Genomic DNA, 19,643 nt, shown 5'->3' with positions numbered 1-19,643 from the left:
AGGCCTCGTCATGGCGACCTTGCAGACCAAATCCGCCGCGCGGCTGATGATGGCGCCGGCCGTGATCGCGCTGTTGATCTGGATGATCGTACCGCTGTCGATGACGCTCTATTTCTCGACGCTGAACTACAATCTGTTCAACCCGGCGCAGACGCCCTTCATCGGGTTCACGAATTATCGGTTCTTCCTGACCGACCCCGCCTTTTTCACCGCGCTGACCAACACGCTGAAGCTCGTCGCTGGCGTGCTGGCGATCACGGTCACGGGCGGCATTCTTCTGGCGTTGCTGCTCGATCAGGATTTCTACGGCGTCAACATCGTACGCCTTCTCGTCATCGCACCGTTCTTCGTCATGCCGACGGTAGCGGCGCTGGTGTGGAAGAACATGATGATGAACCCGGTCTACGGCACGATCGGCCAGTTTCTTAACTGGATCGGCGTCGGCGCGATCGACTGGTTTTCCGCCTATCCGCTGACAGCGATCATCATCATCGTCGCCTGGCAATGGCTGCCATTTGCCACGCTGATTCTTTTGACCGCGCTGCAATCGCTTTCCGAGGACCAGAAGGAAGCGGCCGAAATGGACGGCGCAGGACCGGTCTCGGTCTTTTGGTACATCACGCTGCCGCATATGGCGCGCGCGATCACCGTCGTGATCCTGATCCAGACGATCTTCCTTCTGTCGATCTTCGCGGAAATCTACGTGACGACATCGGGCGGCCCGGGCCTGCAGACGACGAACCTGACCTATCTCGTCTACAGCCAGGCACTGTTGCAATTCGACGTTGGCGGCGCATCGGCAGGCGGTATCGTCGCCGTCGTTCTCGCCAACATCGTCGCTCTCTTCCTTGTCCGCATCATCGGCAAGAATCTGGACGCATGAGGTAGACACATGGCCCGCGCAGTCTCGACCCGCCGCAAGATCACCATGACCATCATCGGATGGTCGATCGGTCTTCTGATCTTCTTTCCCGTGCTGTGGACGATCCTGACATCGTTCAAGACCGAGCTCGACGCCATCGCGACACCGCCGAAATGGTTTTTCTTCAACTGGACGCTGGAGAACTACCAGACGGTAAATGCGCGCTCGGACTATTTCCGCTTCATGATGAACTCGGTTTATCTGGCGGTCGGCTCGACCCTGCTCGGCCTTCTCTTCGCGATCCCCGCCGCATGGGCGATGGCCTTCTCGCCAACGAAGCGCACCAAGGACGTCCTTTTGTGGATGCTGTCGACCAAGATGCTTCCGGCCGTCGGCGTCCTGATCCCGATCTATCTGATGTTCCGCAACTGGGGCCTGCTCGACACCCATCTCGGCCTGATCGTGGTTCTGTTCCTGATCAACCTGCCGATCATGGTCTGGATGCTCTATACGTACTTCAAGGAAATCCCCGGTGAGATCCTCGAAGCCGCGCGCATGGACGGGGCCTCGCTGACCAAGGAAATTCTCTATGTCCTGACGCCGATGTCGGTGCCGGGCATCGCCTCGACGGTTCTGCTCTGCATCATCCTTGCCTGGAACGAGGCGTTCTGGACGCTCAATCTGACGACCTCGAACGCGGCACCGCTGACGGCATTCATCGCCTCCTATTCGAGCCCGCAGGGCAATTTCTACGCCAAGCTTTCGGCTGCCTCCACGATGGCCATCGCTCCGATCCTCATTCTCGGCTGGTTCTCCCAGAAACAGCTCGTGCGCGGCCTCACCTTCGGCGCGGTCAAATAGGAGAACGTCATGGGACAGATCACGCTCGAAAAGGTCTCCAAATCCTTCGGTACGACCGATGTCATCCATGAAATCGACCTTGAGATCGCGGAAGGTGAGTTCGTCGTCTTCGTCGGCCCGTCCGGCTGCGGCAAGTCCACGCTTTTGCGCCTCATCGCCGGGCTTGAGGATGTGTCCGGCGGACGGATCATGATCGACGGCACCGATGCGACGGGCCTTGCACCAGCGAAGCGACGCCTGTCCATGGTGTTCCAGTCCTACGCGCTCTATCCGCATATGAGCGTGCGCCAGAACATCGCCTTTCCGCTCAAGATGGCCGGCGAAAGCAAATCGGCCACCGAGCAGAAGGTTGCCGACGCGGCGCGCATCTTGAACCTGACGGACTATCTCGACCGCAAGCCGCGCCAGTTGTCGGGCGGCCAGCGCCAGCGTGTTGCCATCGGCCGCGCCATCGTGCGCCAGCCGGCCGCCTTCCTGTTCGACGAGCCGCTGTCCAACCTCGACGCGGCGCTGCGCGTCAATATGCGCCTCGAAATCTCCGAACTGCACCAGCAGTTGAAGACGACCATGATCTACGTCACCCACGATCAGGTCGAGGCGATGACCATGGCCGACAAGATCGTGGTTCTCAATTTCGGCCGCATCGAACAGGTCGGCTCGCCGCTCGACCTCTACCGCAATCCGGCCAACCGCTTCGTCGCCGGCTTCATCGGTTCACCCAAGATGAACTTCATCGAAGGCGAGGCCGCGAAGGGTCAGGGCAGCGAGACGGTCGGCGTGCGGCCCGAGCATCTCGACATCTCCACCACCGATGGCGCGTGGAAGGGAACGGTCGGCGTCTCCGAGCATCTGGGCTCCGACACGTTCCTGCATGTCCATGTCGACGGCCAGCCGACGCCGATCACCGCGCGAACGGGCGGCGAGTTCACCCCCTCGCATGGTGACATCGTTTATCTGACGCCGCAGACGGGCAAGGTGCACAAATTCGACGCCAAGGGGCTTGCGATCCGATGAAACGGCTTGCCGGAAAATCGGCGCTGATCACGGGATCGGCGCGCGGCATCGGCCGTGCCTTCGCTGAGGCCTATGTGCGCGAGGGCGCAAGCGTCGCCATCGCCGATATCGACTTTTCCCGTGCGCAGGAGACGGCCGCCGCCATCGGCGATGCGGCGTATGCCGTAAAGCTCGACGTGACCGACCAGTCGTCAATCGACGCCGCGATCCTCAGCGTCGAGGAGCGACAAGGCGGGCTCGACATTCTCGTCAACAACGCGGCGATCTTCGACCTCGCCCCCATAACCGACATCACGCGCGACAGCTACGCGCGCGTCTTCGCGATCAATGTCGAGGGTACGCTCTTCATGTTGCAGGCGGCGGCGAAATCGATGATCGCGGGCAACCGGCGCGGGCGCATCATCAACATGGCGAGCCAGGCCGGGCGGCGCGGCGAAGCGCTCGTCGCGGTCTATTGTGCGTCCAAGGCTGCGGTCATTAGCCTTACGCAGTCGGCGGGTCTGAACCTCATCCGCCACGGCATCAACGTCAACGCGATTGCGCCGGGCGTCGTCGACGGCGAGCACTGGGACGGCGTCGACGCGCTTTTCGCGCAATATGAAAACCGCCCGCGCGGCGAGAAGAAGCGGCTCGTCGGCGCGGAAGTGCCTTACGGGCGCATGGGCACGGCCGACGACCTCGTCGGCATGGCGATCTTCCTCGCCGGGCCGGAAAGCGAATACATCGTCGCGCAGACCTACAATGTCGACGGCGGCAACTGGATGAGCTGACGGGCAACCCGCCCGCGCCAAGGATTTTTCGAAATGCTGACCAAACTTAGCCGTGCAAACCTGTCCGAAATCGCCGCAAAAGCGGCGGTGCCGGCCTATGACCGCGCGTCGCTGACGGCCGGCATTCTCCATTTCGGCATCGGCAACTTCCATCGTGCCCATCAGGCCGTCTATCTCGATGACCTCTTCAACGAAGGCAGCGACCAAGACTGGGCCATCGTCGGCGCTGGCGTGCTGCCCTCCGATAAGGCGCTGAAAGCGAAGCTTCACGCACAGGATTACCTGACCACCGTCGTCGAACAGGAAGCAGAAAAAAGCGCGGCGCGCGTGACAGGCGCCATGATCGACTATGTCGAGCCGGGCGATGTTGCAGCCATTGTCGCGCGGCTCGCCGATCCGGCCATCCGCATCGTTTCGCTGACCATCACCGAAGGCGGCTACTATATCGACCCGGCTTCCGGTCGGTTCGATCCTGATCACCCGGATATGCGCTACGACGCAGAGAACCCCGATGCGCCGAAGACCGTCTTCGGGCTGATCCTCGCCGGCCTCAAGGCGCGCCGCGCGGCGGGAACAGCGCCATTCACGGTCATGTCGTGCGACAACATTCCCGGCAACGGCCACGTCACCGAAAACGCTGTCGCGGGCCTTGCCGAACGCATCGATCCAGAGCTTGCCGATTGGGTCCGCGCCGAAGTCGCGTTTCCGAACGGCATGGTCGACCGCATCACCCCCGCCACCGGCAAGCGCGAGATCGACATCGCCGCGAACGAATTCGGCATCGAGGATGCATGGCCGGTCTTCTGCGAAGATTTCAGACAATGGGTGCTCGAAGACAAGTTCCCGGCAGGCAGGCCCGCGCTGGAGAAGGTCGGCGTCACCTTCGTCGAGGATGTCGCGCCCTATGAGTTGATGAAAATCCGCATCCTCAATGGCGGCCACGCGACGATCGCCTATCCGGCGGCGCTGATGGATATTCATTTCGTTCATGAGGCGATGGAAAACGACCTCGTGCGCGGCTTTCTGCAAAAGGTCGAGCGCGAGGAGATCATCCCCTGCGTACCGCCGGTGCCCGATACCGATCTGGCGGACTACTACAAGCTGATCGAGCGTCGCTTCTCCAATCCCAAGATTGGCGATACCGTCGCGCGCCTTGCACTGGACGGCTCGAACCGGCAGCCGAAATTCATCCTCCCGTCCACCGCCGACCGGCTGAAGGACGGACGCTCCATCGACGGCCTCGCGCTCGTCTCCGCACTGTGGTGCCGCTATTGCGCTGGCACATCCGATTCGGGTCGTGAAATCCCACCGAACGACGCCAGTCATGCCCGCCTTAAGGAAGCCGCCCTGAAGGCGAAGGACGACCCCGACGCGTTCCTCGCGCTTGGCGACATCTTCGGCACGGTCGGGCAGTCGCCCGTCTTCCGCAAGGCGTTCGCCGCCCATCTTGCCGCGCTCTGGCAGGACGGTACGGCGGAAACGCTGCGCCGTTACCTCGCGGGGTAAACGATGAAGCCCGGCCTCGTCATCTTCGATTGCGACGGCGTACTCGTCGACAGCGAACCGATCTCCATCGCCGTCCTGCGCGAGATGATCCGCACCGCCGGACACGAGATCGACGAGGATGTCGCCTATGAGCGGTTTCTGGGCCGGTCGATGGCCTCGATCTGCGCTTCACTGGCGGACGATCCGGGGATCGAGATCACGCCGGAACAGCTCGGCGCGATGCGCGAGCGGCTCAATGCGCGGTTTCGCTCGGAACTGAAGGCCATCGACGGCGTCGCCTGGGCACTGCAAACCTTGCCGATGACGCGCTGTGTCGCATCCTCCTCGAAGCCAGAGCGGATCGCACTGTCACTGACGGTGACCGGACTTTTCCCGCTGCTCGAACCGCATATCTACAGCGCCACGATGGTCGAGAACGGCAAGCCTGCGCCCGACCTTTTCCTCCATGCCGCAAGCGAGATGGGTTTTTCGCCCGAAGCCTGTCTCGTCATTGAGGATTCCAGCGCCGGCGTGGAAGCGGCCAAACGCGCGGGAATGCGCGTCTTCGCCTTCACCGGCGCGACCCATGCACGCCATCCCGCTCACCTCCAACGCATAACCGCCCTTGAGCCAGACCTCGTATTCGATAACATGACGGACCTGCCCGGCCTGATTGGTCGATAGAAATTGAGGGAGCGAGAATCGGGTGGAGGGCGACTTCGTCGTTGCGGTCGACGTGGGCACGGCGAGCGTGCGTGCCGGCATCCTCGACCGGCAAGGGCATACGCTCGCCCATGCCGAGCATCCCATCGCAATGCACCGCCCTCTCGCCGATCACGCCGAGCACGATTCGCAAGACATATGGGAAGCGGTCTGCCGAACGGTGCGCACCGCTCGCGAGAATGCGAACTTGCTACCCGAAGCCATTGCCGCGATCGGTTTCGATGCGACCTGCTCCATCGTCGTGCGCGGACGAACCGGAGAACAGATCTCCGTTTCCACAACGGGCGAGGCTCGCTGGGACACGATCGCCTGGCTCGACCATCGCGCAGCCGCCGAGGCCGACCGCTGCACGGCGACCGGCCATGAAGTCGTCGCGCATTGCGGCGGCTCGGTCTCACCGGAAATGGCGACACCCAAGCTTGCCTGGCTGAAAGCGCATCTGCCGGAAAGCTGGCAGCGCGCCGCCCACTTCTTCGATCTGGCCGATTTCCTCACTTGGAAAGCGTCGGGTTCCAGCGAGCGCTCCATCTGCACGCTCGGCTGCAAATGGGCGTATCTGGCGCATCGTGACGACCCATGGCCGCGTGACTATCTCGATGCTGTCGGGATCAGCGACATGCTGGAGCGCGGCGGCCTGCCGAATACCGCCGTCCTTGCCGGAACCGACCTTGGCCCGCTGACGCCGGAAGCCGCCGATGCGCTCGGTCTCACTTCCTCATGCCGGGTCGCGGCCGGTTTCATCGACGCGCATGCCGGCGCGCTCGCCGCTCTTGGAACCTATGCCGACGATCCAAACGATCTGCCGCGCCGCGCCGCGCTCGTTGCGGGAACGTCGAGCTGCGTGACGACGCTCTCGACGGACGCGGTCAAGATGAACGGCATCTGGGGGCCGTATCTCGACGCCACCCTTCCCGGCCTGTGGCTATCGGAAGGCGGGCAGTCCGTCAGTGGCGGCCTGCTCGACCATCTGGTTCACATCCACGGTGCAGGCCAGACGGCCGACCGCGCTACTCACGAGCGCATCTTCCAGCGCATCGGTGAGCTACAGGCTATCGAGGGGCGGCGATTGTCCGGGCGTCTGCATGTCCTGCCCGATTTTCACGGCAACCGCTCGCCCGCAGGCGATCCCCACGCCCTCGGCGTCGTCAGCGGCATGGCGCTCGACCCGTCCTTCGACGGCCTGTGCCGCATTTACTGGCGCACGGCCGTCGCCATCGCGCTCGGCATTCGCCAGATCGTCGAAACGATGAACGCGAATGGCCGCGCAATCGACACGCTGCATTTCGTTGGCGGCCACACGCGCAGCCCGCTTTTGACGCAGCTTTATGCCGACGCGACCGGCTGCGAAATCGTCACGCTCGACACGCCGAGCGCCATGTTGCTCGGTACGGCCGCAGCGGCTTCAACCGCCGCAGGCTGGCATGCAACGCTCGCCGATGCCTGCCGCGCGATGCGCCGTAACGAAACACGCATCTCCCCGGATCGGGAAGCGTTTGCGCAGTACGACCGCGACTATCGCATCTTCCAGCGCATGCAGGCGCATCGCGCCGAAATCGAAGATTTAAGCCGCGCGCCATGAAGGCGGGGAGAGTTCGGCAAGGTGCGGCGGGTTCGCGCCCTGCCGCCCGACCGTAACCGCCGCGACTTCGACGGCGCGGACAAGGCAACGCTCCAATTCATTTGGCCTGGCCCTGCGTATCGCAGCCTTCGACAAGAGGCCGAGGCCCGCCAGACCTTCGATGAAGCCGGCATTGAAGGCGTCCCCTGCTCCCACCGTGTCGACGACTTTCGCACGCGGCGGCTTGACGGAAACGGAGCCTTTGGCCGTCACCGCGGTCGCGCCGTTCTCCCCACGCGTGACGAGAACGGCATGAACGCCTTGCGCGACCAGTTCGCCGACCGCGTCATCCACGCGGCCGGGAGCGAGCCATTCGAGGTCTTCCTCCGACAGTTTCACGATGTCGGCTGCGCCCATCATGCGCGACAGGCGCGCGCGATAAGCTGTTTCGTCGCGGATGAAGGCGGGCCGGATATTCGGGTCGATCATCACGAAGCGGCTAGCGCGCTCACGCATCATCAAGGCCTCGAATGCGGAACCAGAGGGTTCTGCGACAAGGCTGATGCCGCCGAAGAAAAGCGCCTCGATCCTGGCGGGCAGCGCCGGCAGGTCCTCTTCGCGAAGCATGCGCCCGGCGCTCGCCTCATCGTAGAATACGTAGCGTGCGTGGCCGTCCGTCAGCACCACGAAAGCAAGCGTCGTCGGCCGATTGACACGCGGGGCGAGCGAGAAGTCGACATTCGACTTTTCAAGTTCGCCCGCCAGCATGTCGCCGAAGAGATCGCTTGAAAGGGCGTGGAAGAAGGACGGCCGCATCTCCAGCCGGCCGAGCGCGACGGTCGTGTTGAACACCGCCCCGCCGACATGCGGGACAAAGCCTGTCTTCCCGCCCGTAAGATCGGACGGGATCATGTCGATCAGGGCATCGCCACAGCACAAAATCATCGTTCGTCGGCCCTTTCGAAGCGGCGTTTCAACGATGATCGGCATACACGTTTCGCGACGGTTTTCGAAGCCCGGAATGCCTATGCGTTGGACGACTTGCGCAAAACGTCCTGCCATTCTAGACGGCGGTCGATCTGCGCCTTGGCGAAGGGGCAAAGCGGCATGATCGAGACACCGTCGCGCCTTGCATCCTCGACGGCCTGACGTACCAGCCGCTCGCCGACCTTGCGGCCGCGCAGGGCCGAGGGAACCTCGGTATGGTCGATGATGATCAGGCCCTGTCCGGCCCGGCTGTAGGTCATTTCGGCCTCGACGCCATCGATGACGAGAACGTAGCGCCCCTTGGCGGGACCATCCTCGCGCTCGACCTTTTCGTCGCCGATCGCGGGCGGGGCGTCCTTCTTCACCTCAGCAGCGTCCGGCGGACGAACCTGACGGGGCTTGCCGTTCGCGCATTCCAGAAGGTCGCGGTCCCATCCGCTAAGGTCGGCAGCCGCCTCATAGGTCGAGACCAGAAACGCCATCAGCGCTCCGTCCGGATCGGCGGAGGACTGGACGGCCTCATAAGGCAGGATGAACTCGGCCAGACCCTCGCTCCAGAACGCGGCATCCGGCTTGACCGGCGCATTCTGATAGCCGGCAGGCGCCGGATAGGCGTAGACGTAGAAGGCCGGGTAGTCGATGCCACCGCCGCCCGGCCAGAAGCCAGCCGACGACACCTCGCGATCATAGGCTTCCTGCGCGACATCGTTCGGCAATGCCGGGACGTTCCCGGGGTGAAGCGGCGCGCGGCGTCCCGAAAAGCGTGTGACGGCCAGATCGAGCGCACCCCAGAACAGGTGAACGGGGCTGGACTTGCCCAGAAAGGACGTCCGGAACGTCTTGAACACGCCATCGACCGAAACGAGCGCGCGATGGAACCGCTGAACGGCCTCGCGGTCGTAGGGTCGTTCGCGGTGATCCTCGGCGAACGGAATGGGGTAAGGCACCTCGTTCGGCGCGCCGTCGAAAGTCGGCGTTCCGCCCAGTTCCGAAATCAGCTTGACGAACTTGGCATGGAAGGTCGCGACGGTGGTGGGTTCCAGCGCGAACGACGCCTTGCGGCCCTCGCCGCATGTTCCGACGACCATATGCTCCTTGAAGTCGAACAGGATCTCGATGCCGGGGCCGTCAGGAATTGGCGAGGAGGCAAGACCGGTCGGCGTGACATAGAAGGTCGCGTTCCAGGAATGGTTGAGCCATGGCGTATGAGCCAGCCGGTATTTACCTGCGATCTGAAGGTAAAGATGAAGGGCCGAGCAGGTCTCACGCCAGCCGAGATAGTCGAGTTGGGGCCACTTGTCGCTCATTGCGCATGTTTCCTTCCAGTAATTCGGAGCGGGTTCGCACCGCGCTATTGTTTGATCGGAACCGGTCAGTCGGGAAGAGGAATGTGCTCGTTCCGGTCATCAACCGGCAGGTCGAAGCGACCCTTGCCCCAGTTCTCCGCGCGCCATTCGATTTTGGCGGCTTCGATCCGCTCCTTCGACGAAGCGACGAAATTCCACCAGATATAACGTGGTCCGTTCAGCGTCGCGCCGCCGAGGATCACGAACCGCGCGCCTCGGTCGCCTGCGGCGACTGTGATGCTGTCGCCTGGACGAAAGACCATCATCTGTCCCGACTCGAAGTCCTGACCGGCAACCGAGATCGACCCCTCGACGATATAGATCGCCCGGTCCTCATGATTATCCGGCATCGGCAGCCGGCTGCCGGGATCAAGCTTCACATCCGCGTAGAAAGTCTCGGAGAGCATTTTTGCGGGCGCGACCTTGCCATACGCGTTCCCAAGGATGAGGCGAAGCGAGACGCCCTGATCCTCGATCGTCGGCAACGTCTCCTTGCCGTAATGCTCGAAACTCGGCGTGTCGTCCTCATGGCTTTCGGGCAGCGCCAGCCATGTCTGGATGCCGAAGAGGCTGTTGGGACCGGTTCGGGCGGCAGCCGACGTGCGCTCCGAATGCGTGACCCCACGCCCCGCGACCATCCAGTTCAGCGCGCCTGGCGTGATGATCTGGTCGGCCCCGGTGCTGTCGCGATGATGGAAATCGCCGCGATAAAGATAGGTGACCGTGCCGAGGCCGATATGCGGATGCGGCCGCACATCGATCCCCTCACCCGTCAGCAACTCGGCCGGTCCGGCCTGATCGAAGAAGATGAAAGGCCCGACCATCTGCCGCTTGGGCGCAGGCAAGGCGCGACGCACCTCGAAGCCGCCGAGGTCGCGGGCGCGCGGCACGATAAGCGTTTCGATCGCGTCGATGCCGACCTCGTCGGGGCAGCCCGGTTCGATTGCTGGGTTCCAGCTCATATGCATCCATCCCTTGCATTTGCCGGCATCATCGCCGGCACAACCTTCATTGGGGCCGCATATCGATCGAGTATGCAGCCGCCGTCGCGCTTAGCGCAACCTGTCCATCGATGGCTTGTCTAGCGATTTGCGCTTCGCGCAAAAAGTGCTGCAACACGTCGAGCTGTGTTGCTGAAGCTGGAACATCACGGATCGGCCGGACTGTCAGCAGGAACGATCGCGTCCCCAAAGCTCCGGGTTCTGTTCGAAATGATCGATCAGCATTTCGGTCAGGACGCGGATTTTTCGGGCCGGATGCTGCCCCGGGGGCCGGATGACATAAGCCCCGCCAAGCGGCGGCGGATAGTTTTTCATCACCCGAACGAGCGCGCCGGACTGCACATGTTCATATGTGAGGCAATCGGGCAGGCGCGCGACCCCGATGCCGGCCGCCGCAGCAGTCGCGAGCGCCGTTCCGTTATCGGCCTTGAAACGTCCCTTCGGCTGAACCGTGACGAGCGTCTCGCCATCCATGAACTGCCAGATCTCGCCTTCCTGCATCAGTGCATCATGCGTGATGAGCTGTTCCGGCGTTTCGGGCGCGCCGTGCCTTTCAATATAGTCCGGGCTTGCGACGAAGCTGCCTGAAATCGGTCCGATACGCCTTGCGATCAGATTGGAATCCGGCAGATAGCCGACGCGGATCGCGCAATCGAACCCTTCCGCAATGAGGTCGACGAAGCGATCCCCATAGACGGTGTTGATGTGAAGCTTCGAATGACGGCGCGCCATGTCGGCGATCACGGGTGCGAAGTGCGTCGGCCCGAATGAGAGCGGCACGGAAATCCGCAAACGTCCACGAAGTTCGCCCGCAGGCAGGATTGTTTCGCGCGCCAGATCGATTTCGGCACCCACTTTCGCGGCATGATCGCGAAATGCGACCCCAGCCTCCGTCAACGCAGCACCGCGTGTCGTGCGCGCCAGAAGCTGGACGCCAAGCTCCGTCTCGAGCCTGGCAAGCCGCCGGCTGACGATAGACTTGGATATGCCGAGCCGACGCGCGGCTGACGAGACGCCGCCGGCATCGGCGACTTCCACGAATGTCCTCAAATCATCGATGTCCAATTGGCGTTCCTCGTTTCGCGACACGGTAGTCCGGAAATCAGCGCTACCGCATCAAAGACCGGAATGACAGTCTCCGCATCCAGGCAGTGCCGACCAACGCCTGCCGTTCCCGCAATTGAATTTCCCAGCAGCATAAGGATGTCGTTATGACCTTTCGCAACGGCCTTGATTCGCTTCTTCGTCCCGAGGACTCGGTTCTCGTCATGATCGACCACCAGCCTTACCAGCTTGCGAACCTGAACAGTCACGATCCGCATATGATCGTGAACAACTCTGCGGGTCTGGCCAAGCTTGCCAAGGCGTTCAAGGTGCCGACCATCCTGACCAGCGTGATCGCGGCGCAGGGCGGCGTGATCTTCCCGCACATCACCGAAGTGTTCCCTGATCAGGAAGTGATCGACCGTACGCTCATCAACACCTGGGAAGACAAGAAGGTCGTGGACGCCGTCAAGGCGACGGGTCGCAGGCAACTTATCATCGCGGGCCTCTGGACCGAAATCTGCGTCGCCATGCCGGTGATCCAGGCTCTCGGCGAAGGCTGGGACGTGACGGTCATCACCGATGCCTGCGGCGGCGTATCCGTGGAGGGTCACGAGGTGGCTATTCAGCGCATGATCGCGGCCGGCGCCAACATGATGACCTGGGTCGCGCTGATGGGCGAATGGCAGCGTGATTGGGCGCGCACCGAAACCGCCGCGTTGCTTGGCGACATCGCAAAATGGCACTCCGCCGGAAGCGGCATCGCCGGCATATGGGAACAGCAACTGCTCGACACGCCGGTTGGGGCAACGGGACCATCGGCTCACTGACAGTATCAGGTGACAAGGCCGGCGCGCTCGACGCGCCGGTCTCGTCGCATCCGCATGCCAGACGAACGCCGCTCCAAAGGAACACGAGCATGTCTCAACCCCGCTTTCCTGTCGGACAGGAAATGGACGTCACCTACCCCGACTTCAAAGTCAGCCTTACGCTTCTGTCGTCCGAACAACTGAAGTTCGAGATCAAGGAAGGCCCGCTCGCGCATACCGAAATCGTCGACATAAACGTCATACCGCTTAACAACAGCGTTTTCGCCGTGAGCTGGCAGGAAAAAGACGGCGCGACGGTCACGAACGTTCAGGACTACGATCGCGGCCTCGTCCACTCTTTCGCGACACTGTCCGACGGCCGGTTCCTGCGCATGACCGGAACGCTCGTCGTCACGCGGCCTGCCGACGGCAGCTTCGACGACAAGCCGCAGCGCAACAAGGCGCTTGTGCTCGAAGCGATGACATCGCTGTTCCAGCGCCATGACGCATCGGCGGTCGAGCGCCTTTATGTGCCGGACTACGTCCAGCACAATCCAAATATTCCGCAAGGGCGCGATGCGCTGCAGGCCATCGTCGCTGACCTCTCCCCTGACGTTTACTACGAGCCGGGGCTGATGATCGCCGAAGACGATCTCGTCGCCATCCACGGCCGCATTCGCGGCTGGTCGGAAGCGCCGCAGGTGGTGGTCGATATTTTCCGGGTGGAGAACGGCAGGCTGGCCGAACACTGGGACGTGTTGCAAGATGAGGTACCGGCGACGGCGGCTCTCGCTGCGCTTTCCATGTTCGATCCCGACGAAGGCAACCGCCGGGCGTGACGGCCGACGACAGACAATAGACAAGGACCTTTCATGGAAATCGGTATCGACAGTTTCGCCGCCATCCTTCCTGACCCTGCAACGGGCAATCTGCCGTCGGCGACCGACCGCATGGCCGACCTTCTCGACGAAGTCGAGACCGCCGACCGGGTCGGGCTCGACGTGTTCGGCATCGGCGAGCACCATCGCGCCGAATTTCTCGATTCCGCGCCTGCGATCATTCTCGCCGCCGCTGCGGCCCGCACCAGCAAAATCCGGCTGACCAGCGCGGTCACGGTGCTGAGCGCGGCCGATCCCGTGCGCGTCTTTCAGGAATTCGCGACCCTCGACCTGATCGCCAAGGGCCGCGCCGAAATCGTCGTCGGCCGTGGCTCGTTCGGGGAAGCCTTTCCGCTGTTCGGCCTCGATACGCGGGCCTATGACGAACTCTTCGCCGAAAAGCTCGAACTGTTCCTGAAGCTCGGCGAGGAGACCGACATCACCTGGCAGGGCCGCTATCGGCCGGCCCTGACCGGTCAGGGCGTCTACCCACGGCCGCACCAAAAGCGCGTGCCGCTATGGCTCGGCGTCGGCGGCACACCGCAATCCTTTGCGCGCGCCGGCATGCTCGGTCTTCCCTTGATGGTCGCGATCATCGGCGGAGGTTTTGAACGGTTCAGGCCCCTGGTCGATCTTTATCGCCAGACCGGCATCAATGCCGGACACAGCCCCGATACTCTCAAGGTGGGCGTCCATGCGATGGGCTTCGTCGGCGAAACCGACATTGCAGCAAGGGATTCTTTCTTCCCCGGCTGGTCGCATCTGACGGCGACCGTCGGCCGCGAGCGCGGCTGGGCACCGCCGAGCCGGCAGCAATTCGACGCGATGGCCGGACCAGAAGGCGCGTTCCTGATCGGCGATCCGAAGACGGTTGCAGCAAAGATGCTCAAGGCCAGCGAGGATCTCGGCGGCGTCTCACGCATCACTTTCCAGATGAGCACGGCGTCCCTCGATACCGCCGCGATGAAGCGTTCGATCGAACTTCTAGGCACGGAAGTCGCGCCGATCGTGCGCGCAGCTCACGGAAAGTCGTGAGCCGATGAGCACAATTGTCGACAACCCGGCCGAGACCCGTTTCGAACTGGCGATAGACGGCGGCGGCGGCGAGATCGCGGCCGCCTACTACCGCGTCGAGGGCGACACGCTGGTCCTCACCCATACCGAGGTGCCGTTTCAATTCTCCGGTCAGGGCATCGGCTCGGAACTGGCGCACGGCGTCTTCGAGACGATCCGGGCGAGCGGTCGCAAGGCGGTGCTGCGCTGCTCGTTCATGGGCGCGTTCTACGCGCGTCATCCCGAATATTCGGACATCGTGGTCGGCTAGGGTTGATCGCGAAAGACGATGCGCCTTAACTGGTCACGAAGCTGCGACATGGCGGCCATAGGCTGCCGTTTCGAAGCGCTTTTCAATTGTCGGCGACCATTGCCGCAGAACCATCAATACAAGAGGCGAATTTATGCATAAGGGATCCGACCTGTTTGTCGCCGCGCTGGAAAACGAAGGCGTGGACCGCATCTTCGGAGTGCCGGGCGAGGAAAACCTCGATGTGCTGGAATCGCTGCGTGGCTCGCGCATCAAGCTGATCCTGACCCGTCACGAGCAGGCGGCCGCCTTCATGGCGGCGACGCATGGCCGTTTGACCGGAAAGCCGGGCGTCTGCCTCGCCACGCTCGGGCCGGGTGCGCTTAATTTTTCGACCGGAGCGGCCTATGCGCATCTGGGCGCAATGCCGATGATCCTCATTACCGGACAAAAGCCGGTCATGAGCGCCAAGCAGGCCCGCTTCCAGATCGTCGATATCGTCGCCTCGATGAAGCCGCTCACCAAGATGACGCGCCAGATCGTCAGCGCCGCCGCCATCCCTTCGACGGTTCGCGACGCGTTTCGTGTGGCGATGGAGGAGCGTCCCGGTCCGGTCCATCTGGAACTGCCCGAGGACATCGCGAGCGAAGAGATCGAAAACGCCTCGCTCATCGCGCCTCATGCGATGGAGCGTCCGATCGCCGGCGCGGCAGCGCTCGACAGCGCGGCCGAGACGATCCGCGCCGCCAAGCGCCCGCTCGTGATGATCGGTGCGGCTGGCAGCCGGCCCGCGCTGGTCGAACCGTTGTCGGCCTTCGTGTCGCGCACGCGCCTGCCCTTTTTCAATACGCAGATGGGCAAAGGTGCCGTCACCGGCGGCTCCAATCTTTACATGGGCACCGCCGCGCTTTCGGAAGGCGACTATGTCCACGAGGCCGTCGAGCGCGCCGACCTGATCATCGCGATCGGCCACGACACGGTCGAAAAGCCGCCCTTCCTGATGAAGAGTGCCGGCGGGCCGAAGGTCATCCATGTCGGCTACCAGTCCGCGACGGTCGAGCAGGTCTACCACCCGGACATCGAGGTGATCGGCGATATCGGCGCGTCGGTCCAAGGGCTGGCCGAACGGCTCGAAGGCAAGCTGGCGGTCGATCAGGGCATGCTCGATTTGCGCCAAAAGATTCTCGCCCGCATCAACGACCGTGCCGAGGAAGACCGCTTCCCCGTCACCCCGCAGCGCCTCGTCCACGATGTGCGCGAGGTGATGCCGGAAGACGGCATCGTGTGCCTCGACAACGGCATGTACAAGATCTGGTTCGCACGCAACTATCGCACGCATGTCGCCAACACCCTGCTGCTCGACAACGCGCTCGCGACGATGGGGGCCGGCCTGCCCTCCGCGATGATGGCGGCGATGCTCCATCCCGACCGCCGCGTTATGGCGGTCTGCGGCGATGGCGGCTTCATGATGAATTCGCAGGAGATGGAAACGGCGGTGCGGCTCGGGCTGAACCTCGTCGTCGTCATTTTGAACGATAGCGCATACGGCATGATCCGCTGGAAGCAGGCCGTGGACGGCTTCGAGGATTTCGGCATGAGCTTCGGCAACCCCGATTTCGTGCGCTATGCCGAGGCTTATGGCGCGAAGGGTTCGCGCGTAACGGCGGTGGAAGACCTCGTGCCGACGCTGGAGGCGGCGTTTGCCGGCGGCGGCGTCCATCTCATCGACGTGCCCATCGACTATTCCGAAAACACGCGCGTGCTGGTGGATGAGTTGCGCAACCGCACGCCCGACGTCGAGTGCGCGTAGCCGGAGCGAAAGGAGACTGACGATGCTTGAAGTCGTACAGGCCTTCGATCGCGCGCCGATCGCAAAGGTCAAGACGGACGACGCCGCCGCACTGGAGCGCAAGCTCGAAGGCGCCGCGCGTGTCTTTGCGGATCGCGACGGCTGGCTCCAGCCACACAAGCGGATCGCGATCCTGCGCAGGCTCGCGACGTTGATGGAGGGCAAGCGCGATCATCTGGCCATGCAGATCGCGCGCGAGGGCGGCAAGCCTCTGCCCGACGCCATCGTCGAGACCAACCGCGCAATCGACGGCGTTCATAACGCCGCCGACGAGTTGCGTAATTTCGCCGGGCGGGAAATCCCGATGGGACTGTCGGCTGCAGCGGAAAACCGCTGGGCCTTCACCACGAAGGAACCGATCGGCATCGTCGCGGCGATCTCGGCCTTCAACCATCCGCTGAACCTGATCGTCCATCAGGTCGCGCCGGCCATCGCGGTCGGATGCCCCGTCATCGTCAAGCCGGCCACGACGACACCCCTGTCATGCCTCGACTTCGTGGCGCTGGTCCATGAAGCCGGCCTGCCAGAGCCTTGGTGTCAGACCTTCTTACCGGATGGAAACGAACTGGCGGAGAAGCTGGCTACCGACCCGCGCGTCGCGTTCCTGAGCTTCATCGGCTCCGCCAGGGTCGGCTGGTCGCTTCATGCCAAGCTTGCGCCTGGTGCGCGCTCGGCGCTCGAACATGGCGGCTCGGCACCTGCCATCGTCGACCGCAGCGCCGATCTCGACAAGATCGTCGAGCCGGTCGTCAAGGGCGGCTTTTATCATGCCGGACAGGTCTGCGTGTCGACGCAGCGCATCTTCGTTCATGACGATATCGCCGACGACTTCACGCAAAGGCTCGTCGCCCGCGTGGAAAAACTGCGCACAGCCGACCCGACCCTGAAGGATACCGAAGTCGGACCGCTGATCCTGCCGCGCGAGGCGGATCGGGTGGAAAGCTGGATCGAGGAGGCGGTCAAGGGCGGGGCGAAACTTGCGACGGGCGGCAAACGCTTGTCCGAAACGACCTTGCAGCCGACCGTCCTTCTCGATCCTGCCGCCGACGCAAAGATATCGACGCTGGAGGTCTTTGGCCCGGTGGTCGCCGTCTATCGCTATCATGAGATCGATGAGGCCATCCGGCAGGCGAACTCCCTGCCGACGGCATTTCAGGCCAGCATCTTCGCACAGGATATCGACGTCGCGATGCGTGCCGCCAACCGTCTCGCTGCTTCGGCCGTAATGCTCAACGATCCGACTGCCTTTCGGACCGACTGGATGCCTTTCGCCGGCCGCCGGGAATCCGGCTACGGGACCGGCGGCATTCCCTACACCATGCGCGATATGACCCAAGAAAAGATGATCCTGATGCGCAGGAGTTGAAGTGAAATGAACCCGGATTCGAGCCGTTGCAGGTAGTGAAAATAGCGATCGCGGGGTTCGGTGGCGTCGGACGCGCCGCCGCGCTTCTGCTGCTATCGCGGCGCGTGCGTTACCGCGACCTCTACGGCATCGATGTTCGTCTCGTCGCGGTTTGCGGGTCGAAGGCCGGACTGTTCGATCCCGAAGGGCTTGCGCCTGAGCGGTTCGATGCGCTCGAACCCGGCCTGACCGGGCCGGACTTCGTTGCCGCGAGCGGCGCTTCGATCCTGATCGAGGCGGGTCCGAGCGACTATCGCACCGGCGGTCCCGGTCTTGCCTATCTCGACCGTGCGCTCACGGACGGCATCGACGCCGTCGTGATTTCGAAGGGCGCGCTCGTTCATAGCGGCCGGAAATTGCGCGAACGCGCTGAGCGCTCGGGCGCGATGCTGAGGATCAGCGGGGCCGCTGCCGCAGCCTTGCCGACCATCGATCTCATTGAGCACAGCCTTCTCGGCTGCACTGTTCTGAAGGTCGAGGGAATTCTCAACGCGACGACGAATTATCTTCTCGACGCCATGACATCGCGTGGCATCGGGTTCGACGAGGCGCTGCGCGAGGCACAGGCCGGCGGCTTCGCCGAAGCCGACCCGCGCAACGATACCGAAGGCTGGGACACCGCTGCAAAGCTGCTGCTGATCGCCAATTTCGGTCTCGGCCTCGATCTGGAGATGAAGGATATCACGGTTAGGGGAATCCAGAACGTGACGCGAGAGGATATCGCGGCATGGCAGCGCGACGGCCTCGTTCCAAAGCTCGTCGGCAGCCTCGTTCGCGAAGATGACGCGGTGCGCGCTGAAGTCGGCATTCGCACATATACGGCTAGCGATCCGCTGGCTGAAATCCGAGGCAAGAACAAGGCGATCCGCATTACAACCGATGCCATGGGCGAGACGGTCGCGATCGGATCGGGAACCGAACCGCTGGCGACTGCCGCAGCGGCGTTGAAGGATCTGGAGCTCATCCTTATCTCCCGCTTTTCCGGCCAGGACGGCGCGAGGATGGAGACAAACTTATGACGGGGCTGACCGTTCAGGCCTTTCGCCATGTCGGCTTCGAAGACCTTGGCAGCTTCGAGGCACCGCTCCGTTCGGCGGGCTATGAGATCGAATATGTCGAAATGGCCGAGCGCGACCCTGCCTCGCTCGATCCGCTCGCGCCCGACCTGCTGGTGGTGCTGGGCGGCCCGATCGGCGTCTACGATCACGACGCCTATCCCGTCATCGAAGCCGAGCGGCAGTTCATCGAAACGCGCCTTCGTGCGGGACGGCCGACGCTCGGCATATGCCTTGGCGCGCAGCTTATCGCCGCAGCGCTTGGCGCGCGCGTCTATCCCGGCCCGGCCAAGGAAATCGGCTGGTCGACCCTCGAATTGACGCAAGCCGGCCGGGATCATCCGCTGGCTGAGCTCGACGGCGTATCCGTCCTTCACTGGCATGGCGACACATTCGACATGCCCGAAGGCTGCGAGCACCTCGCCTCGACGCCGATCTGCCGCAATCAGGCGTTTTCGCGTGGACGTAATCTCCTGGCCCTCCAGTTTCACCCCGAAGTGCTGGGCTCGCGGTTCGAACATTGGCTGCTCGGACACGCCAGCGAACTTGGCACCTCCGGCATCGACCCGGTAAAATTGCGCAAGGATGCGCACCGATATGCGCATGGCCTCGAAAGAGCCGGTGCGGCGATGATCGGAAACTGGCTGGCCGGACTTGCCCGTTGAGTTGCAGCCCGGCGACCATAACCGGCCG

Annotated in this window: 19 protein-coding genes; 15 read left to right on the top strand and 4 right to left on the bottom strand. The window is 63.1% G+C overall.

Annotated features, from left to right (window positions below; translation table 11 throughout):
• The first annotated feature begins 10 nt into the window (after positions 1-10).
• The 7 genes from ACX82Z_RS02130 to ACX82Z_RS02100 are packed head-to-tail and all read left to right on the top strand — an operon-like array spanning position 11 to position 7,294.
• Positions 11-883, top strand: a complete 873-nt coding sequence (locus tag ACX82Z_RS02130) for a carbohydrate ABC transporter permease (protein ID WP_459586505.1) — start codon at positions 11-13, stop codon at positions 881-883.
• Positions 884-892: 9 nt separating this feature from the next.
• Positions 893-1,723, top strand: a complete 831-nt coding sequence (locus tag ACX82Z_RS02125) for a carbohydrate ABC transporter permease (protein ID WP_459586504.1) — start codon at positions 893-895, stop codon at positions 1,721-1,723.
• 9 nt (positions 1,724-1,732) lie between these two features.
• Positions 1,733-2,737, top strand: coding sequence for an ABC transporter ATP-binding protein (locus ACX82Z_RS02120; protein WP_459586503.1), 1,005 nt, complete (start codon positions 1,733-1,735; stop codon positions 2,735-2,737).
• Positions 2,734-3,507 carry an L-iditol 2-dehydrogenase gene (locus ACX82Z_RS02115; protein WP_459586502.1) on the top strand — a complete coding sequence of 258 codons (774 nt, stop codon included), beginning with the start codon at positions 2,734-2,736 and terminating at the stop codon, positions 3,505-3,507. The genes ACX82Z_RS02120 and ACX82Z_RS02115 overlap by 4 nt, the downstream gene beginning before the upstream one ends.
• Positions 3,508-3,540: 33 nt before the next feature.
• Positions 3,541-5,013 (top strand): mannitol dehydrogenase family protein, encoded by a 1,473-nt coding sequence (locus tag ACX82Z_RS02110; protein WP_459586501.1) that lies wholly within the window; start codon positions 3,541-3,543, stop codon positions 5,011-5,013.
• A 3-nt stretch (positions 5,014-5,016) separates the two neighbouring features.
• Entirely contained in the window at positions 5,017-5,676 is a 660-nt protein-coding gene (locus ACX82Z_RS02105; RefSeq protein WP_459586500.1) for an HAD family hydrolase, read from the top strand.
• Between the two features lie 22 nt (positions 5,677-5,698).
• Positions 5,699-7,294 (top strand): FGGY-family carbohydrate kinase, encoded by a 1,596-nt coding sequence (locus ACX82Z_RS02100; RefSeq protein WP_459586499.1) that lies wholly within the window; start codon positions 5,699-5,701, stop codon positions 7,292-7,294.
• Here ACX82Z_RS02100 and ACX82Z_RS02095 read toward each other — a convergent pair.
• The 4 genes from ACX82Z_RS02095 to ACX82Z_RS02080 form a co-directional block, all read right to left on the bottom strand.
• Complete coding sequence (locus ACX82Z_RS02095) at positions 7,277-8,218, bottom strand: carbohydrate kinase family protein (protein ID WP_459591216.1); 942 nt, start codon at positions 8,216-8,218, stop codon at positions 7,277-7,279. The genes ACX82Z_RS02100 and ACX82Z_RS02095 overlap by 18 nt on opposite strands.
• A gap of 80 nt (positions 8,219-8,298) precedes the next feature.
• Positions 8,299-9,567, bottom strand: coding sequence for a DUF5996 family protein (locus tag ACX82Z_RS02090; RefSeq protein ID WP_459586498.1), 1,269 nt, complete (start codon positions 9,565-9,567; stop codon positions 8,299-8,301).
• A gap of 65 nt (positions 9,568-9,632) precedes the next feature.
• Entirely contained in the window at positions 9,633-10,568 is a 936-nt protein-coding gene (locus ACX82Z_RS02085) for a pirin family protein (RefSeq protein WP_459586497.1), read from the bottom strand.
• A 204-nt stretch (positions 10,569-10,772) separates the two neighbouring features.
• A complete protein-coding gene (locus ACX82Z_RS02080; RefSeq protein ID WP_459586496.1) occupies positions 10,773-11,672 on the bottom strand; it encodes a LysR family transcriptional regulator in 900 nt (299 codons plus the stop codon).
• Positions 11,673-11,818: 146 nt separating this feature from the next.
• On the opposite strand from ACX82Z_RS02080, the gene ACX82Z_RS02075 reads away from it, so the two are divergent.
• The 8 genes from ACX82Z_RS02075 (at position 11,819) to ACX82Z_RS02040 (ending at position 19,615) form a co-directional block, all read left to right on the top strand.
• Entirely contained in the window at positions 11,819-12,481 is a 663-nt protein-coding gene (locus ACX82Z_RS02075) for a hydrolase (protein WP_459586495.1), read from the top strand.
• Between the two features lie 89 nt (positions 12,482-12,570).
• Positions 12,571-13,299 (top strand): nuclear transport factor 2 family protein, encoded by a 729-nt coding sequence (locus ACX82Z_RS02070; protein WP_459586494.1) that lies wholly within the window; start codon positions 12,571-12,573, stop codon positions 13,297-13,299.
• Positions 13,300-13,332: 33 nt separating this feature from the next.
• Complete coding sequence (locus ACX82Z_RS02065) at positions 13,333-14,373, top strand: LLM class flavin-dependent oxidoreductase (protein ID WP_459586493.1); 1,041 nt, start codon at positions 13,333-13,335, stop codon at positions 14,371-14,373.
• Between the two features lie 4 nt (positions 14,374-14,377).
• Positions 14,378-14,662, top strand: a complete 285-nt coding sequence (locus ACX82Z_RS02060; RefSeq protein WP_459586492.1) for a GNAT family N-acetyltransferase — start codon at positions 14,378-14,380, stop codon at positions 14,660-14,662.
• 133 nt (positions 14,663-14,795) lie between these two features.
• On the top strand, positions 14,796-16,451 hold the full coding sequence (locus ACX82Z_RS02055) for an acetolactate synthase large subunit (RefSeq protein ID WP_459586491.1): 1,656 nt from the start codon (positions 14,796-14,798) through the stop codon (positions 16,449-16,451).
• Between the two features lie 22 nt (positions 16,452-16,473).
• Positions 16,474-17,856 carry an aldehyde dehydrogenase family protein gene (locus ACX82Z_RS02050; protein ID WP_459586490.1) on the top strand — a complete coding sequence of 461 codons (1,383 nt, stop codon included), beginning with the start codon at positions 16,474-16,476 and terminating at the stop codon, positions 17,854-17,856.
• Positions 17,857-17,891: 35 nt separating this feature from the next.
• Positions 17,892-18,914: a homoserine dehydrogenase gene (locus tag ACX82Z_RS02045; RefSeq protein WP_459591215.1), complete on the top strand. Its 1,023-nt coding sequence runs from the start codon at positions 17,892-17,894 to the stop codon at positions 18,912-18,914.
• Entirely contained in the window at positions 18,911-19,615 is a 705-nt protein-coding gene (locus ACX82Z_RS02040) for a glutamine amidotransferase (protein ID WP_459586489.1), read from the top strand. Before ACX82Z_RS02045 ends, ACX82Z_RS02040 begins: the two co-directional genes overlap by 4 nt.
• The last annotated feature ends 28 nt before the right edge of the window (positions 19,616-19,643 follow it).

The sequence above is a fragment of the Aliihoeflea sp. PC F10.4 genome (assembly GCF_054612275.1).
Note: the sequence above shows the minus strand (reverse complement) of the source record. Positions and strands in the feature narration are given on the sequence as shown.

Coding starts and splice junctions, on each gene's coding strand:
- ACX82Z_RS02130 (WP_459586505.1), top strand. CDS start 11: ATGGCGACCTTGCAGACCAAATCCGCCGCGCGGCTGATGATGGCGCCG.
- ACX82Z_RS02125 (WP_459586504.1), top strand. CDS start 893: ATGGCCCGCGCAGTCTCGACCCGCCGCAAGATCACCATGACCATCATC.
- ACX82Z_RS02120 (WP_459586503.1), top strand. CDS start 1,733: ATGGGACAGATCACGCTCGAAAAGGTCTCCAAATCCTTCGGTACGACC.
- ACX82Z_RS02115 (WP_459586502.1), top strand. CDS start 2,734: ATGAAACGGCTTGCCGGAAAATCGGCGCTGATCACGGGATCGGCGCGC.
- ACX82Z_RS02110 (WP_459586501.1), top strand. CDS start 3,541: ATGCTGACCAAACTTAGCCGTGCAAACCTGTCCGAAATCGCCGCAAAA.
- ACX82Z_RS02105 (WP_459586500.1), top strand. CDS start 5,017: ATGAAGCCCGGCCTCGTCATCTTCGATTGCGACGGCGTACTCGTCGAC.
- ACX82Z_RS02095 (WP_459591216.1), bottom strand. CDS start 8,218: ATGATTTTGTGCTGTGGCGATGCCCTGATCGACATGATCCCGTCCGAT.
- ACX82Z_RS02090 (WP_459586498.1), bottom strand. CDS start 9,567: ATGAGCGACAAGTGGCCCCAACTCGACTATCTCGGCTGGCGTGAGACC.
- ACX82Z_RS02085 (WP_459586497.1), bottom strand. CDS start 10,568: ATGAGCTGGAACCCAGCAATCGAACCGGGCTGCCCCGACGAGGTCGGC.
- ACX82Z_RS02075 (WP_459586495.1), top strand. CDS start 11,819: ATGACCTTTCGCAACGGCCTTGATTCGCTTCTTCGTCCCGAGGACTCG.
- ACX82Z_RS02070 (WP_459586494.1), top strand. CDS start 12,571: ATGTCTCAACCCCGCTTTCCTGTCGGACAGGAAATGGACGTCACCTAC.
- ACX82Z_RS02065 (WP_459586493.1), top strand. CDS start 13,333: ATGGAAATCGGTATCGACAGTTTCGCCGCCATCCTTCCTGACCCTGCA.
- ACX82Z_RS02060 (WP_459586492.1), top strand. CDS start 14,378: ATGAGCACAATTGTCGACAACCCGGCCGAGACCCGTTTCGAACTGGCG.
- ACX82Z_RS02055 (WP_459586491.1), top strand. CDS start 14,796: ATGCATAAGGGATCCGACCTGTTTGTCGCCGCGCTGGAAAACGAAGGC.
- ACX82Z_RS02050 (WP_459586490.1), top strand. CDS start 16,474: ATGCTTGAAGTCGTACAGGCCTTCGATCGCGCGCCGATCGCAAAGGTC.
- ACX82Z_RS02040 (WP_459586489.1), top strand. CDS start 18,911: ATGACGGGGCTGACCGTTCAGGCCTTTCGCCATGTCGGCTTCGAAGAC.